At 50.1% G+C, this 12,527-nt stretch carries 14 protein-coding genes and 2 pseudogenes; 10 read left to right on the plus strand and 6 right to left on the minus strand.

All coding sequences use genetic code 11. From position 1 onward, the window contains the following. The first annotated feature begins 324 nt into the window (after positions 1 to 324). The 3 genes from C2U53_RS00500 (at position 325) to ccgAII (ending at position 2,115) form a co-directional block, all read left to right on the plus strand. Positions 325 to 834, plus strand: a complete 510-nt coding sequence (locus C2U53_RS00500; RefSeq protein WP_000129958.1) for an antirestriction protein ArdA — start codon at positions 325 to 327, stop codon at positions 832 to 834. Between the two features lie 726 nt (positions 835 to 1,560). Next, a complete protein-coding gene (gene ccgAI, locus C2U53_RS00505) occupies positions 1,561 to 1,740 on the plus strand; it encodes a protein CcgAI (protein WP_000214483.1) in 180 nt (59 codons plus the stop codon). Positions 1,741 to 1,794: 54 nt separating this feature from the next. Continuing rightward, complete coding sequence (gene ccgAII / locus C2U53_RS00510) at positions 1,795 to 2,115, plus strand: protein CcgAII (protein WP_001749971.1); 321 nt, start codon at positions 1,795 to 1,797, stop codon at positions 2,113 to 2,115. Between the two features lie 110 nt (positions 2,116 to 2,225). On the opposite strand, the gene C2U53_RS00515 is transcribed toward ccgAII, so the two are convergent. The 4 genes from C2U53_RS00515 to stbA form a co-directional block, all read right to left on the minus strand. Beyond that, the gene (locus tag C2U53_RS00515; RefSeq protein ID WP_000999874.1) at positions 2,226 to 2,570 is read right to left on the minus strand and encodes a hypothetical protein; all 345 of its coding nucleotides are present in this window, start codon (positions 2,568 to 2,570) and stop codon (positions 2,226 to 2,228) included. 181 nt (positions 2,571 to 2,751) lie between these two features. Beyond that, complete coding sequence (stbC, locus tag C2U53_RS00520) at positions 2,752 to 3,120, minus strand: plasmid stabilization protein StbC (RefSeq protein ID WP_000414913.1); 369 nt, start codon at positions 3,118 to 3,120, stop codon at positions 2,752 to 2,754. A gap of 1 nt (position 3,121) precedes the next feature. Next, positions 3,122 to 3,838 (minus strand): StbB family protein, encoded by a 717-nt coding sequence (stbB, locus tag C2U53_RS00525; RefSeq protein WP_001749973.1) that lies wholly within the window; start codon positions 3,836 to 3,838, stop codon positions 3,122 to 3,124. Positions 3,839 to 3,846: 8 nt separating this feature from the next. Further along, positions 3,847 to 4,266, minus strand: a complete 420-nt coding sequence (gene stbA / locus C2U53_RS30165; protein ID WP_001749974.1) for a plasmid stabilization protein StbA — start codon at positions 4,264 to 4,266, stop codon at positions 3,847 to 3,849. Between the two features lie 616 nt (positions 4,267 to 4,882). Here stbA and C2U53_RS00535 point away from each other — a divergent pair. The 4 genes from C2U53_RS00535 to C2U53_RS00550 are packed head-to-tail and all read left to right on the plus strand — an operon-like array spanning position 4,883 to position 10,305. Beyond that, positions 4,883 to 5,173: a hypothetical protein gene (locus C2U53_RS00535; RefSeq protein WP_000706094.1), complete on the plus strand. Its 291-nt coding sequence runs from the start codon at positions 4,883 to 4,885 to the stop codon at positions 5,171 to 5,173. 1 nt (position 5,174) lies between these two features. Further along, a complete protein-coding gene (locus C2U53_RS00540; protein ID WP_000342688.1) occupies positions 5,175 to 6,704 on the plus strand; it encodes a type IV secretion system DNA-binding domain-containing protein in 1,530 nt (509 codons plus the stop codon). Next, positions 6,704 to 9,940 (plus strand): MobF family relaxase, encoded by a 3,237-nt coding sequence (mobF, locus tag C2U53_RS00545; RefSeq protein ID WP_012561166.1) that lies wholly within the window; start codon positions 6,704 to 6,706, stop codon positions 9,938 to 9,940. Before C2U53_RS00540 ends, mobF begins: the two co-directional genes overlap by 1 nt. After that, on the plus strand, positions 9,940 to 10,305 hold the full coding sequence (locus tag C2U53_RS00550) for a DUF6710 family protein (RefSeq protein WP_012561167.1): 366 nt from the start codon (positions 9,940 to 9,942) through the stop codon (positions 10,303 to 10,305). Before mobF ends, C2U53_RS00550 begins: the two co-directional genes overlap by 1 nt. Positions 10,306 to 10,314: 9 nt before the next feature. Here C2U53_RS00550 and C2U53_RS00555 read toward each other — a convergent pair. After that, positions 10,315 to 10,812 (minus strand): annotated as a pseudogene (locus tag C2U53_RS00555) (Tn3 family transposase); the annotation flags it as partial. A gap of 65 nt (positions 10,813 to 10,877) precedes the next feature. On the opposite strand from C2U53_RS00555, the gene C2U53_RS00560 reads away from it, so the two are divergent. Beyond that, positions 10,878 to 11,582 carry an IS6-like element IS26 family transposase gene (locus C2U53_RS00560; protein ID WP_001067855.1) on the plus strand — a complete coding sequence of 235 codons (705 nt, stop codon included), beginning with the start codon at positions 10,878 to 10,880 and terminating at the stop codon, positions 11,580 to 11,582. Here C2U53_RS00560 and C2U53_RS30640 read toward each other — a convergent pair. Then, a pseudogene (locus tag C2U53_RS30640) lies at positions 11,473 to 11,706 on the minus strand (hypothetical protein); the annotation flags it as partial. The gene C2U53_RS00560 and the pseudogene C2U53_RS30640 overlap by 110 nt on opposite strands. Between C2U53_RS30640 and C2U53_RS30645 the strand changes: the two are divergent. Together C2U53_RS30645 and C2U53_RS00570 are read left to right on the plus strand one after the other, a co-directional pair. Further along, entirely contained in the window at positions 11,638 to 11,796 is a 159-nt protein-coding gene (locus tag C2U53_RS30645; protein ID WP_233790600.1) for a hypothetical protein, read from the plus strand. The pseudogene C2U53_RS30640 and the gene C2U53_RS30645 overlap by 69 nt on opposite strands. A 143-nt stretch (positions 11,797 to 11,939) precedes the next feature. Continuing rightward, positions 11,940 to 12,512, plus strand: coding sequence for a recombinase family protein (locus tag C2U53_RS00570; RefSeq protein WP_001556711.1), 573 nt, complete (start codon positions 11,940 to 11,942; stop codon positions 12,510 to 12,512). Positions 12,513 to 12,527: the final 15 nt, after the last annotated feature.

Raw genomic sequence — 12,527 nt, forward strand, 5'->3', positions numbered from 1 at the left:
CGTACCCGCGCGCAGGCGCGCGGCGCCCACTGCGCACCCCCGTGGGGGACGTGCGGCAGCTGCGTGGCGGCGGGCTGGGTTATGGCTTAGCAGGAAGGGGGGTTGGCCTGTTGCTCCGGTCAGTCCCGCAGTTTCCGGCGATTTGCGGCCGGTGTCCGGTGGAGTCCGGCGCGGTCGCCTTCCATGCCCTGACGGGCATAAAAACATGTAAATAAATTCCGTACTTGTATTGACTTTAAAGGCGTAATCACCGATAATTAAATCATCGGGAGGCAATACCGCCGCCCGAAAAATTGCCGGTATCGGCGCTTTAAGGAGTACACCATGACTGATATTACGACCCCTTCTGTTTATGTTGGCACTTACCATAAATACAACTGCGGAAGCATTGCGGGAGCCTGGCTCGATCTGACCGATTTTGATAGCTCAGAGGAGTTTTACGAGCGCTGCCGCGAGTTACACGCAAATGAGGCTGATCCAGAATTTATGTTCCAGGATTGGGAGGGTATTCCGTCTGATATGGCGTCAGAGTGCCATATCAACTGGGATTTTATTAACGGCTTTAAACAAGCCCGCGAGGAAGGAAACGAAGCGGCGTTTGTGGCCTTTGTTGATCTGTTTAATAGCACTGATTTCGACCTGTTTAGAGATGCCTATATGGGCGAAGCTAAGGACGAAGAAACTTTTGCAGAGGAATACCTGAATGATAGCGGTCTACTGAATGAAATTCCTGAATCCGTAGCCCGATATTTTGACATCGTAGCCTATGCGCGGGATCTGTTTATTGGGGATTTCAGTTTACATGACGGACACGTATTTAACATGACTTGCTGAAACCTAGTCCCCCGCCACGCGGGGGATATTAAACACCGCTCTAATTAATCGCCGGTATCGGCAAACAGCCATCTGGGCGGCTGCGCCGCCCCTTTGCTGCTGCTTGCCGGTGATCTCTCCAGCTCATGTTCTGCCATTGCGCTAAATCCTGATGCCACACAGGGCGTTACCCCTTCGGGGCCGCTCTGCTGTGCTGCGCATCGAGCCGGTTCCCGTCTCGCCCCGCCCCTTCGGGGTGCCAACGCCCTTCAGGCGTCGGCATCCTTTGCCAGTGCGCTATTGTGTTATCCGTGGATTGTGCAGCTCAGCGGGGCGCTGGCCGTGACGGTGCGGTGTCCCCCGTAACCGGCCGCGCGGCGGCCGCTAACTCGCAGTACGGCGCCGCGACCCGCAGGCGGGCCGCTGTACCCGCGCGCAGGCGCGCGGCGCCCACTGCGCACCCCCGTGGGGGACGTGCGGCAGCTGCGTGGCGGCGGGCTGGGTTATGGCTTAGCAGGAAGGGGGGTTGGCCTGTTGCTCCGGTCAGTCCCGCAGTTTCCGGCGATTTGCGGCCGGTGTCCGGTGGAGTCCGGCGCGGTCGCCTTCCATGCCCTGACGGGCATAAAAACATGTAAATAAATTCCGTACTTGTATTGACTTTAAAGGCGTAATCACCGATAATTAAATCATCGGGAGGCAATACCGCCACCCGAAAAATTGCCGGTATCGGATCACTAAGGAGTAAGCATGACCACTGTTACCACCCCTTCCCAGCTGAAAAAAGAAGTCGAATCTCAGAAAGAATTATTGCTGCGCGCCTGCCTCGAAGCGTTCAACCAGCTGCCTAATCAGCGCCTGCAAGGCGCTTTCACATCGACGTATGCACTGGCGGCAAAATTAGACCAGCTGCTGCAACAAACTAAATAGCACTGACGACCCGGCCAAGCCGGGTCTTTAACAGAAAGATCGAGGACAAACGACATGACCACACAAACCCTTGAGCAGACTCTTGAAGATTTTCGTCGCCAGTGTGAGAGTTTTGCGCGCGAACAGCAGCCCCGCTGCGGCCTGATTTATGAACTGTATCAGCGCCGCCTGAGCGCGGTTATTGACGGCTATCTTGCTGGCGTTCCGGCCGAGTATCGGGAAGAACTGATCGCGGTAGCGCGGCGTGAATTTGACTATCTGACCCAAGACGAGATCGCGGAAGAAATCCGGCAGGATCGGGAAAACGATTATTGCAGCCACGGTATTGAGCGTAATTGTTGCCCGCTGGGCTGCGGAGATCTAGACGATTACTGAGCCGCCGAAAGAAAAAAACCCGGATTGACCGGGCTTTTTTCTTTCCGCTGCGCGGCCGTTTCAGTTATTACTCCGCGCTGCTTTTGGCAATTTCTGTATAGCACAATACACTACACATTAAGCTCGTTTGCTTCGACGGCTAGCCAGCAGTTAAAGGTTTCGCTCTGCCGTTCGCCGCCGCAACCTCCCTCCGCTTTCAGCTTTCCGCAAGCCTGGCATTTCCCCAGCTGCGCCTTTTGCTCCTGCCACTGTTGCCAGTTTCGGATCAGCAGCAGTTGGAAAAACTCATTCGTGGAATAGGCTGTTCGTCCTGGACGACGAACCCGGCAAAGCTCCTGTAACATTGCTTCTTCCTGTTTTGTTAGCGTGACTGTCACGCTAGCGCCTTCCTCTTTGAGTCGCGCGCGGCGCCGGGCCTGGCGAATACGGGCTTGTTCACGCTGTCGGTCATTCATATTTTTCCTCCACGTGACTGTCACGTTGAATTAAACCGGGCATTACCCCTGCGGGGCCGTTCTGCCGTGCTGCGCATCGAGCCGCTACGCGTCTCGCCCCTTCGGGCGGCGGCCACTAATGCCTCCGGCCTGCGGCCTCCGCGCTTCGCTTGAAAAAAAACCGGGACATGCCCGGTTTACATTATCTCAGTAGAATTATGGCTATCGCGGCACCCACGGCGGCGCCCACAATAGTGCAGCCAGCTGTAATAAAAAGGATCTGACGGGTTAACGTCTCAGCTCTGGACGCCTGCGCGCGGCGGAACTTCGTCAGAAATTCCTCACGCGCCTTAGCATCATCACTAATTGCCAGGCTAATTGAACGCTGGTTTTCTACTAAAGTCCGTTTAAGAGAGTCTGCCGTCTCTCCTAAACTTTCGGTGTCTTTTGCCAGCTTTTCCGAAAGCGCAGAAAGTATCTCAGTCATTTCTTTCTGACTTGCGGTGATTTCCTTCGCGTCACCTAAAAACCAATCCATCAGAACTTCAAATTTATCTGGCTGCTTTTCCATTTTATTCTCCCATTAAAGCCGCATATGCTTTATCGAGATTAGCTTTAACAGGAATTGCCTGTTTCATGTAGGTATAACGGCGGGCCAGTTTTTTGCGCTCGTCAGCATCCGTTGTTTGTTTAGCGCGGGCTTTAAATTCTTCTGGATCTTCAGCGGTCAATGCTTCGAATGAGATACGGTGATACGCGAGATATTCGAAAACTTCACTGTTATAAATAACAGATTTCTTGCTGATTTTGCCAACTTTCGTTCGTTTGACAAATTCAAATACCGGCGCCAGTACATCCTCTACTTCACTATCTGGACTAATGCGGTTTGGAACAAAGATGATTTTATCGCTGCTTACACCTGCCTTACTTAACGTATGTGCTGTTTTCAGGCTTTCATCAATGGCCTTATTATCAGGCGTAACCGGGATTACATACTTATCAAATTCATTCGCGCCACTGTCAAAGCGGGACATTGCCATCAGGAACGCTTCTACGTTTGACGCACCAATATCAATAATCCCGGCATCTTCAAAAACAATATCTTCAATCAACCGTGAAAAGTCATCACCTTTAAAAATGGAAACATTCTCAATCCCCAGATCGGAAGCAGACTGGTTGATAGTTTCAACCGCATAGAATTTTGCTCCAGTCAGACGCGGGGCTAACAGGTAGGATGAAATTAAGGTTTTACCAACGCTGCCACTGTAATTAATTACCGCTACTTTCATAAATCACCTCAGAATTTTTTATTGAACATCTTAGGGTCGAAATCTTCACTGATTTTATTGAAGAACTCTTTATCAATAATGCCGGGACTTTCTTTTTTTTCACTTCCTTGCGGTTCAGGCTCAGGCGGCGTTTGTGTATTGTGCAATACACTTTCCTCTGCACCTTTCTCGCTACCTCCTTTTTGTGTATTGTGCAATACACTATCATCATTGTTCGGCATCCTTTCATGTGTATTGTGCATTCCATTTTTCCGGATTTGCCGCGCTCTATATAGGGACGTATCAAAGCTACGAACGTTCACACCTTCCAGGCCGAAGCGTTCAGAAACTGCCTTATAAATTTCCTCCCTGGAAACTCCCAGTGACAGCATTTCTTCTATTTCCGGCAACATCAACTGAAGTGCCGCCCTGATACTTTTGGGCTTCATAGTACCCTCATTTAGAATGATGTAATTTTGATGTAATTTTGATGTACTTTTGATGTACTTTTGTTGTACTGGCTACCTCATGACCAAAGAATGATGTAATTTTGTTGTACTGTCAACCTTCAAGTGATGTAATTTTGATGTAATTTTGATGTACTTTTGTTGTACTGGTATTCATGCAAGCATGAATACGGAATATTGAACGCTTTTTAGCCAGTTAGTCCTTAACCTACGTAGATCGCCCCTACCAAAAAAGATGATTTTTTATCCCTTAACCTGCTATACACCTAACGCAGCGCGATAAATCACGCTATCATACTGATTTAAAAGATAAAAAAATAAATAGCAACAATATTCGGTAATAATTAGGTATTAAAAACACCCAATAACTCATTGTTTTATAATGAGTTTGCTTTATTACTTTGGTAATACTAAGATTTCAGCTTGTTAGATCCCAATTTTTTGTTTAAAAAATGCACAATGTGAGGACTGAATGCCAATAATAACCGCAAAAGTATCAGATGAACTTTTGGCCTATATAGACCTGGTTTCAGGAGGTAATCGGTCAGATTATCTGCGGCGCTGCATTGAAGCTGGCCCAGGTGATCGGGAGTCCGGGTTGAAAATAGTTGCCGACCGGCTGAGCGACGTAAATCGCAAACTGGATTATCTTTTTGACCGTGCTTCAGATGCGGATTTTGGCCCACTGCGCGATGAGCTGAAGGCAATAACCGAAACGCTATCTGGCGTAAAATTCCCACCGGCAGGACAGATGATGTTGCATGAATCACTCGCTATTGAAACGCTAATCCTCCTGCGCTCGATAGCAGAACCGGGCAAAACCAAAGCGGCAAAAGCAGAGGTTGAACGTAACGGCTACAAAGTCTGGGAACCAAAAAAGGAGCGCTGAAATGGACGATAGAGAAAGAGGCTTAGCATTTTTATTTGCAATTACTTTGCCTCCAGTGATGGTATGGTTTCTAGTTGCAAAATTTACCTACGGTATTGATCCATCCACGGCTAAATACCTGATTCCGTATCTGGTTAAGAATACTTTTTCGCTATGGCCTTTATGGTCAGCTTTAATTGCTGGCTGGTTTATTGGTGTTGGCGGTCTGATCGCTTTTATCATTTATGATAAATCACGCGTGTTTAAAGGCGAAAGATTCAAAAAGATTTATCGTGGTACAGAGCTTGTTCGCGCCAGAACACTCGCTGATAAAACACGCGAAAGAGGTGTCAACCAGTTAACCGTGGCTAATATCCCCATACCTACATACGCTGAGAACTTGCATTTTTCGATTGCCGGTACAACCGGTACTGGTAAAACCACAATTTTCAATGAACTGTTATTTAAGAGCATCATTAGAGGCGGCAAAAATATTGCTTTAGATCCAAATGGGGGCTTCTTAAAGAATTTCTATCGTCCCGGCGATGTTATTTTAAACGCCTATGATAAACGCACTGAAGGCTGGGTGTTTTTCAATGAAATTCGCCGTTCATATGATTACGAGCGCTTAGTGAACTCTATTGTTCAGGAAAGCCCTGATATGGCTACTGAAGAATGGTTCGGCTATGGCCGTCTTATTTTTAGTGAAGTTTCGAAAAAACTTCACAGCCTATATAGCACAGTAACTATGGAAGAAGTTATTCACTGGGCCTGTAACGTTGACCAGAAAAAATTAAAAGAATTTTTAATGGGGACGCCTGCCGAAGCTATTTTTTCCGGGTCTGAAAAAGCAGTTGGAAGCGCGCGATTTGTTCTCAGTAAGAATCTTGCCCCACATTTGAAAATGCCGGAAGGTAATTTTTCCCTGCGTGACTGGCTTGATGATGGAAAGCCGGGAACCCTGTTTATCACCTGGCAGGAAGAAATGAAAAGGTCACTTAATCCGCTAATTTCCTGCTGGCTGGATTCGATTTTTTCTATCGTGCTGGGTATGGGTGAAAAAGAAAGCCGCATTAATGTATTTATTGACGAGCTGGAATCACTCCAGTTTCTGCCAAACCTCAACGATGCACTGACCAAAGGGCGTAAAAGCGGTCTGTGTGTTTATGCTGGCTATCAAACCTATTCTCAGCTGGTTAAGGTTTATGGTCGGGATATGGCTCAGACAATTCTGGCTAACATGCGTTCTAACATCGTGCTGGGCGGCAGCCGTCTCGGTGATGAAACGTTGGATCAAATGTCGCGCTCACTCGGTGAGATAGAAGGCGAAGTTGAGCGTAAAGAATCCGATCCTCAGAAGCCCTGGATTGTCCGTAAACGCCGCGACGTTAAAGTTGTTCGTGCCGTAACGCCTACCGAAATATCAATGTTGCCAAACCTCACCGGCTATCTGGCGTTGCCTGGTGATATGCCCGTCGCTAAGTTCAAGGCTAAACACGTTAAATACCATCGCAAAAACCCTGTTCCTGGCATTGAACTGAGGGAGATCTGATGCTTGATATAACCACGATTACCCGCCAGAACGTCACTAGCGTTGTGGGCTACTACTCTGATGCAAAGGATGATTACTACAGTAAGGATTCATCATTCACGTCCTGGCAGGGAACCGGAGCTGAAGCCCTCGGCTTATCCGGGGACGTTGAATCAGCCCGGTTTAAAGAGCTGCTTGTCGGAGAGATAGATACCTTCACGCATATGCAGCGACACGTGGGTGATGCCAAAAAAGAGCGTCTGGGCTACGACCTGACGTTTTCAGCGCCTAAAGGGGTATCCATGCAGGCGCTGATACACGGCGATAAAACCATTATCGAGGCTCATGAAAAAGCTGTTGCCGCTGCTGTGCGTGAAGCTGAAAAACTCGCGCAGGCCCGGACGACTCGCCAGGGGAAATCAGTAACCCAGAATACCAATAACCTTGTCGTCGCTACTTTTCGCCACGAAACGTCCAGGGCGCTAGATCCTGATTTGCACACCCACGCTTTTGTCATGAACATGACCCAGCGCGAGGACGGCCAGTGGCGCGCGCTCAAAAATGATGAGCTGATGCGTAACAAAATGCACCTGGGCGATGTTTACAAACAGGAGCTGGCGCTGGAGTTGACCAAAGCCGGTTATGAGCTGCGTTACAACAGCAAAAATAACACGTTCGATATGGCCCATTTTTCAGACGAACAGATTCGCGCTTTTTCCCGCCGGTCGGAGCAAATTGAAAAGGGACTCGCTGCAATGGGCCTGACGCGGGAAACCGCCGATGCTCAGACGAAAAGCCGCGTCTCGATGGCGACGCGTGAAAAGAAAACAGAGCATTCCCGTGAAGAAATTCACCAGGAATGGGCCAGCCGCGCCAAAACGCTAGGCATTGATTTTGATAACCGTGAATGGCAGGGACACGGTAAACCTCTGGAGGCTGATATTGCGCGCAACATGGCCCCGGATTTTACCAGCCCTGAGGTTAAAGCTGACCGGGCTATCCAGTTTGCAGTTAAGTCGCTGTCAGAGCGCGATGCCAGCTTTGAACGCCAGAAGCTGATTCAGATCGCTAATAAGCAGGTGCTGGGCCATGCCACAATGGCCGATGTTGAAAAAGCGTACCTGAAGGCGGTACAGAAGGGCGCCATCATCGAGGGCGAAGCCCGGTATCAATCAACGCTGAAGGTCGGTGCTTCAGTTATGGCCGAAACTCTGACGCGCAAAGAGTGGATCGACTCGCTGACGAATAGCGGGATGCGTGCGGATAAAGCCCGTTTTGCGGTAGATGATGGTATTAAAAACGGCAGGCTTAAAAAGACCAGCCACCGCGTCACTACCGTGGAGGGTATTCGCCTTGAGCGTTCCATTCTGACTATCGAATCACGCGGCCGGGGGCAGATGCCGCGACAGCTGACCGCAGAGATTGCAGGCCAGCTGCTCGCCGGGAAAACCCTCAAGAATGAGCAGATGCGCGCAGTTACAGAAATTGTGACGAGCAAAGATCGTTTTGTGGCCGCACATGGTTACGCCGGTACCGGTAAAAGCTATATGACGATGGCCGCTAAAGAGCTGCTGGAGTCACAAGGGCTGAAGGTCACGGCGCTGGCCCCCTATGGGACACAGAAAAAAGCGCTTGAAGATGATGGATTACCGGCCCGCACCGTTGCCGCCTTCCTCAAAGCGAAGGATAAAAAGCTGGATGAAAAATCAGTCGTATTCATTGATGAAGCCGGGGTTATACCCGCCCGGCAGATGAAACAGCTGATGGAGGTGATCGAGAAGCATAACGCTCGCGCGGTATTCCTGGGGGATACGTCACAGACGAAAGCGGTAGAAGCCGGTAAGCCTTTTGAGCAGCTGATTAAAGCAGGTATGCAGACCAGCTACATGAAAGACATTCAGCGACAGAAGAATGAAGTTTTGCTTGAGGCGGTTAAGTATGCCGCTGAAGGTAATGCCGCGCGCGCCCTGAAAAATATCACCGGCGTGAACGAACTGAAGGAAGAAGCGCCCCGACTCGCTCAACTTGCCGATCGCTACCTGTCTCTGTCCTCAGAACAACAGGATGCCACCCTGATAATCTCTGGTACGAACGCCTCACGCAAAACCCTCAATGACTACATCCGGGGCAATCTGGGGCTTGCCGGAACCGGCGAAACGTTCACGCTACTTGACCGCGTGGATTCGACACAGGCGGAACGCCGCGACAGCCGTTATTTCAGTAAAGGGCAAATCATTATCCCCGAACAGGATTACAAAAATGGTATGAAGCGGGGCGAGTCTTACCAGGTTCTTGATACCGGGCCGGGCAACAAATTGACGGTTGAAAGCAGCAGCGGTGAGCAGATCGCTTTCAGCCCGCGTACACACACCAAGCTGTCTGTATACCAGGCAGTCAGCGCCGAACTGGCGCCGGGCGATAAGGTCATGGTAACGCGTAACGATAAAACGCTGGACGTTGCCAACGGCGACCGCTTCACGGTGAAAACCGTGGAGGGTGAAAAACTGACGCTTGAGGACAAAAAAGGGCGCACGGTTGAGCTGGACAAAAAACAGGCTTCTTATCTTTCCTATGCTTATGCAACCACCGTCCACAAATCCCAGGGGCTTACCTGTGATCGCGTGTTGTTCAACATAGATACCAAATCGCTTACCACTTCTAAGGACGTTTTTTATGTTGGTATTTCGCGTGCGCGTCATGAGGTGGAAATTTTTACCGACGATAAAAAATCTTTGGCATCGAGCGTGAGCCGCGACAGCCCGAAAACCACGGCCGCAGAAATTGACCGTTTCTTTGGGCTTGAGGCCAGGTTTAAGGATATTGGCCGCGATACCAGTTTAGAAACCCGATCAGCTGAAAAAGGTCTGCCAGAAGCCACGGGGGAAAGCATGGCGTTTAACCAGAAACCCGATGAACATAACATGACAACCGGCACTGATTATCAGCCGGTGAGCAACGCAGAGGACGCCTTTCATCTTAAGCAGAACCCTATGGATGATTCCGTTGGCCTGCGGCGTCATGAAGCACAGCAAAATGATGCAGAACTGGCCCATGATTATGCTGCTGCCGACGATCAGCAGTGGAGCGCGCAGGAGTATGCCGATTACGAGCATTATGCCGAAGCATCAGACTACGACTTTGACAGCAGCATTTACGACGATTACGCCATGCCGCAGACGTCTCAGGCGGAACAGAGCCATACCGGAAAAGAACACACCCATGAGCATGAGCATGAAGAAGGGGGCCATGAAATCTGATGGAGCAGACCGACAAGCGCAAGCAGGATAAACTGAAGTTCGACCGGGTAATTAATCTGGCGCGCAGACTGCCGCAACCGGCGATCCATGACTTACTACGCGCGCTGATACTGCCAATTCAGGCCGATTACTTGCTGGCCGTTGGCACGGAGGGCCAGGACGCGCGCCCGGACATGAACGAGCGCGAGTTCTTCTTCACAAAAATCATCTGGGCGATGGATTACACGCACATGAAATCACTCAGGCTTGCAGCTGAAGATTTTCCCCTGGCGCTTGCGACGGCCAAGATCCTGCCGTGGCCGTGGGGTGAATCAAGCTACCGGAGTGCTTTAGCCGATATAGGGGTTCGAGGTTCAATCGTGTAAAAAACCACGTTAAGGCAATAATTCATTGTTTGAATTGAAATTTAATGGCCTCAACTCTCCCTTCAGAATATTTTCCGGCAGCGTGAACGTATAATGTCCCAGCATGTTGATATGACCGTACATCAGTGGCGACAGGCGTGAGATATGCTCGTCTTCCGGGATCTCACCAGCGCTGCGCAAATGTGATAGCGCTTCCTGCATATAAAGCGTGTTCCACAATACAACTGCGTTAGTGACAAGCCCCAGCGCACCCAGTTGATCCTCCTGCCCCTCACGGTAACGTTTTCTAATCTCACCACGTTGGCCGTAACAGATCGCCCTTGCCACGGCGTGACGGCCTTCTCCCCGGTTAAGCTGAGTCAGTATCCTGCGACGATATTCTTCATCATCAATGTAGTTGAGGAGGTACAGCGTCTTGTTGACCCGTCCCACCTCCATAATCGCCTGCGCCAGCCCTGACGGACGGGAACTTTTTAAAAGCGAGCCCACAAGTTCTGAGGCGTGGACTGGGCACTGTTGCAAATAGTCGGTGGTGATAAACTTATCATCCCCTTTTGCTGATGGAGCTGCACATGAACCCATTCAAAGGCCGGCATTTTCAGCGTGACATCATTCTGTGGGCCGTACGCTGGTACTGCAAATACGGCATCAGTTACCGTGAGCTGCAGGAGATGCTGGCTGAACGCGGAGTGAATGTCGATCACTCCACGATTTACCGCTGGGTTCAGCGTTATGCGCCTGAAATGGAAAAACGGCTGCGCTGGTACTGGCGTAACCCTTCCGATCTTTGCCCGTGGCACATGGATGAAACCTACGTGAAGGTCAATGGCCGCTGGGCGTATCTGTACCGGGCCGTCGACAGCCGGGGCCGCACTGTCGATTTTTATCTCTCCTCCCGTCGTAACAGCAAAGCTGCATACCGGTTTCTGGGTAAAATCCTCAACAACGTGAAGAAGTGGCAGATCCCGCGATTCATCAACACGGATAAAGCGCCCGCCTATGGTCGCGCGCTTGCTCTGCTCAAACGCGAAGGCCGGTGCCCGTCTGACGTTGAACACCGACAGATTAAGTACCGGAACAACGTGATTGAATGCGATCATGGCAAACTGAAACGGATAATCGGCGCCACGCTGGGATTTAAATCCATGAAGACGGCTTACGCCACCATCAAAGGTATTGAGGTGATGCGTGCACTACGCAAAGGCCAGGCCTCAGCATTTTATTATGGTGATCCCCTGGGCGAAATGCGCCTGGTAAGCAGAGTTTTTGAAATGTAAGGCCTTTGAATAAGACAAAAGGCTGCCTCATCGCTAACTTTGCAACAGTGCCATTGTGATCACCCCGGCTTTTCCCGATAAATTCTTTATCCGCTTCATCAAGATGAAAATAACGCGCCAGCTGAAGTTCATCGGGTTCGCCAGTGAACCTGCCATAACTCTCAACCTGCTCAGTGGTCAAAAAATCAACGGGCATATCGGCCTCCCTGCCTGACGGCTTTTTTAACACAACTGCAACCGTTCGAAATATTATAAATTCTCGGACACACTAAAATGGTGTTGTCTAGGTGTCTATTAAATCGATTTTTTGTTATAACAGACACCCACTGTCCGATATTTGATTTAGGATACATTTTTATGCGACTTTTTGGTTACGCACGGGTATCAACAAGCCAGCAGTCCCTCGATATTCAGATCAAGGGGCTTAAAGAGGCGGGGGTGAAAGCCAGTCGCATATTTACCGACAAAGCATCCGGCAGTTCTACCGACAGGAAAGGACTGGATCTGCTGCGAATGAAGGTGGAGGAAGGTGACGTCATCCTGGTGAAGAAACTCGACCGGCTTGGCCGCGACACTGCCGATATGATCCAACTGATAAAAGAATTCGACGCTCAGGGAGTCGCGGTCCGATTCATAGACGACGGGATCAGCACCGACGGTGAAATGGGGAAAATGGTTGTGACCATTCTTTCAGCTGTAGCCCAGGCCGAACGCAGGAGGATTCTGGAGCGTACGAACGAAGGACGGCAGGAGGCCAGGCTGAAAGGTATCCGGTTTGGCCGAAAGCGCATCATCGACAGAAATAGTGTACTGGCACTTCATCAGCAGGGAACTGGTGCAACAGATATTGCCCGCCGGCTCAGTATTGCCCGTTCCACTGTTTATAAAATTCTGGAAGATGAGAGCCGGGTTAATCTGAGCAAAATTTGAGGACGAACATGAGTG

The sequence above is a fragment of the Citrobacter sp. CFNIH10 genome, from assembly GCF_002934585.1.
In the GTDB taxonomy this organism is placed as follows: Bacteria; Pseudomonadota; Gammaproteobacteria; order Enterobacterales; family Enterobacteriaceae; genus Citrobacter_A; species Citrobacter_A amalonaticus.

Coding starts and splice junctions, on each gene's coding strand:
- C2U53_RS00500 (WP_000129958.1), top strand. CDS start 325: ATGACTGATATTACGACCCCTTCTGTTTATGTTGGCACTTACCATAAA.
- ccgAI (WP_000214483.1), top strand. CDS start 1,561: ATGACCACTGTTACCACCCCTTCCCAGCTGAAAAAAGAAGTCGAATCT.
- ccgAII (WP_001749971.1), top strand. CDS start 1,795: ATGACCACACAAACCCTTGAGCAGACTCTTGAAGATTTTCGTCGCCAG.
- C2U53_RS00515 (WP_000999874.1), bottom strand. CDS start 2,570: ATGAATGACCGACAGCGTGAACAAGCCCGTATTCGCCAGGCCCGGCGC.
- stbC (WP_000414913.1), bottom strand. CDS start 3,120: ATGGAAAAGCAGCCAGATAAATTTGAAGTTCTGATGGATTGGTTTTTA.
- stbB (WP_001749973.1), bottom strand. CDS start 3,838: ATGAAAGTAGCGGTAATTAATTACAGTGGCAGCGTTGGTAAAACCTTA.
- stbA (WP_001749974.1), bottom strand. CDS start 4,266: ATGAAGCCCAAAAGTATCAGGGCGGCACTTCAGTTGATGTTGCCGGAA.
- C2U53_RS00540 (WP_000342688.1), top strand. CDS start 5,175: ATGGACGATAGAGAAAGAGGCTTAGCATTTTTATTTGCAATTACTTTG.
- mobF (WP_012561166.1), top strand. CDS start 6,704: ATGCTTGATATAACCACGATTACCCGCCAGAACGTCACTAGCGTTGTG.
- C2U53_RS00550 (WP_012561167.1), top strand. CDS start 9,940: ATGGAGCAGACCGACAAGCGCAAGCAGGATAAACTGAAGTTCGACCGG.
- C2U53_RS00560 (WP_001067855.1), top strand. CDS start 10,878: ATGAACCCATTCAAAGGCCGGCATTTTCAGCGTGACATCATTCTGTGG.
- C2U53_RS00570 (WP_001556711.1), top strand. CDS start 11,940: ATGCGACTTTTTGGTTACGCACGGGTATCAACAAGCCAGCAGTCCCTC.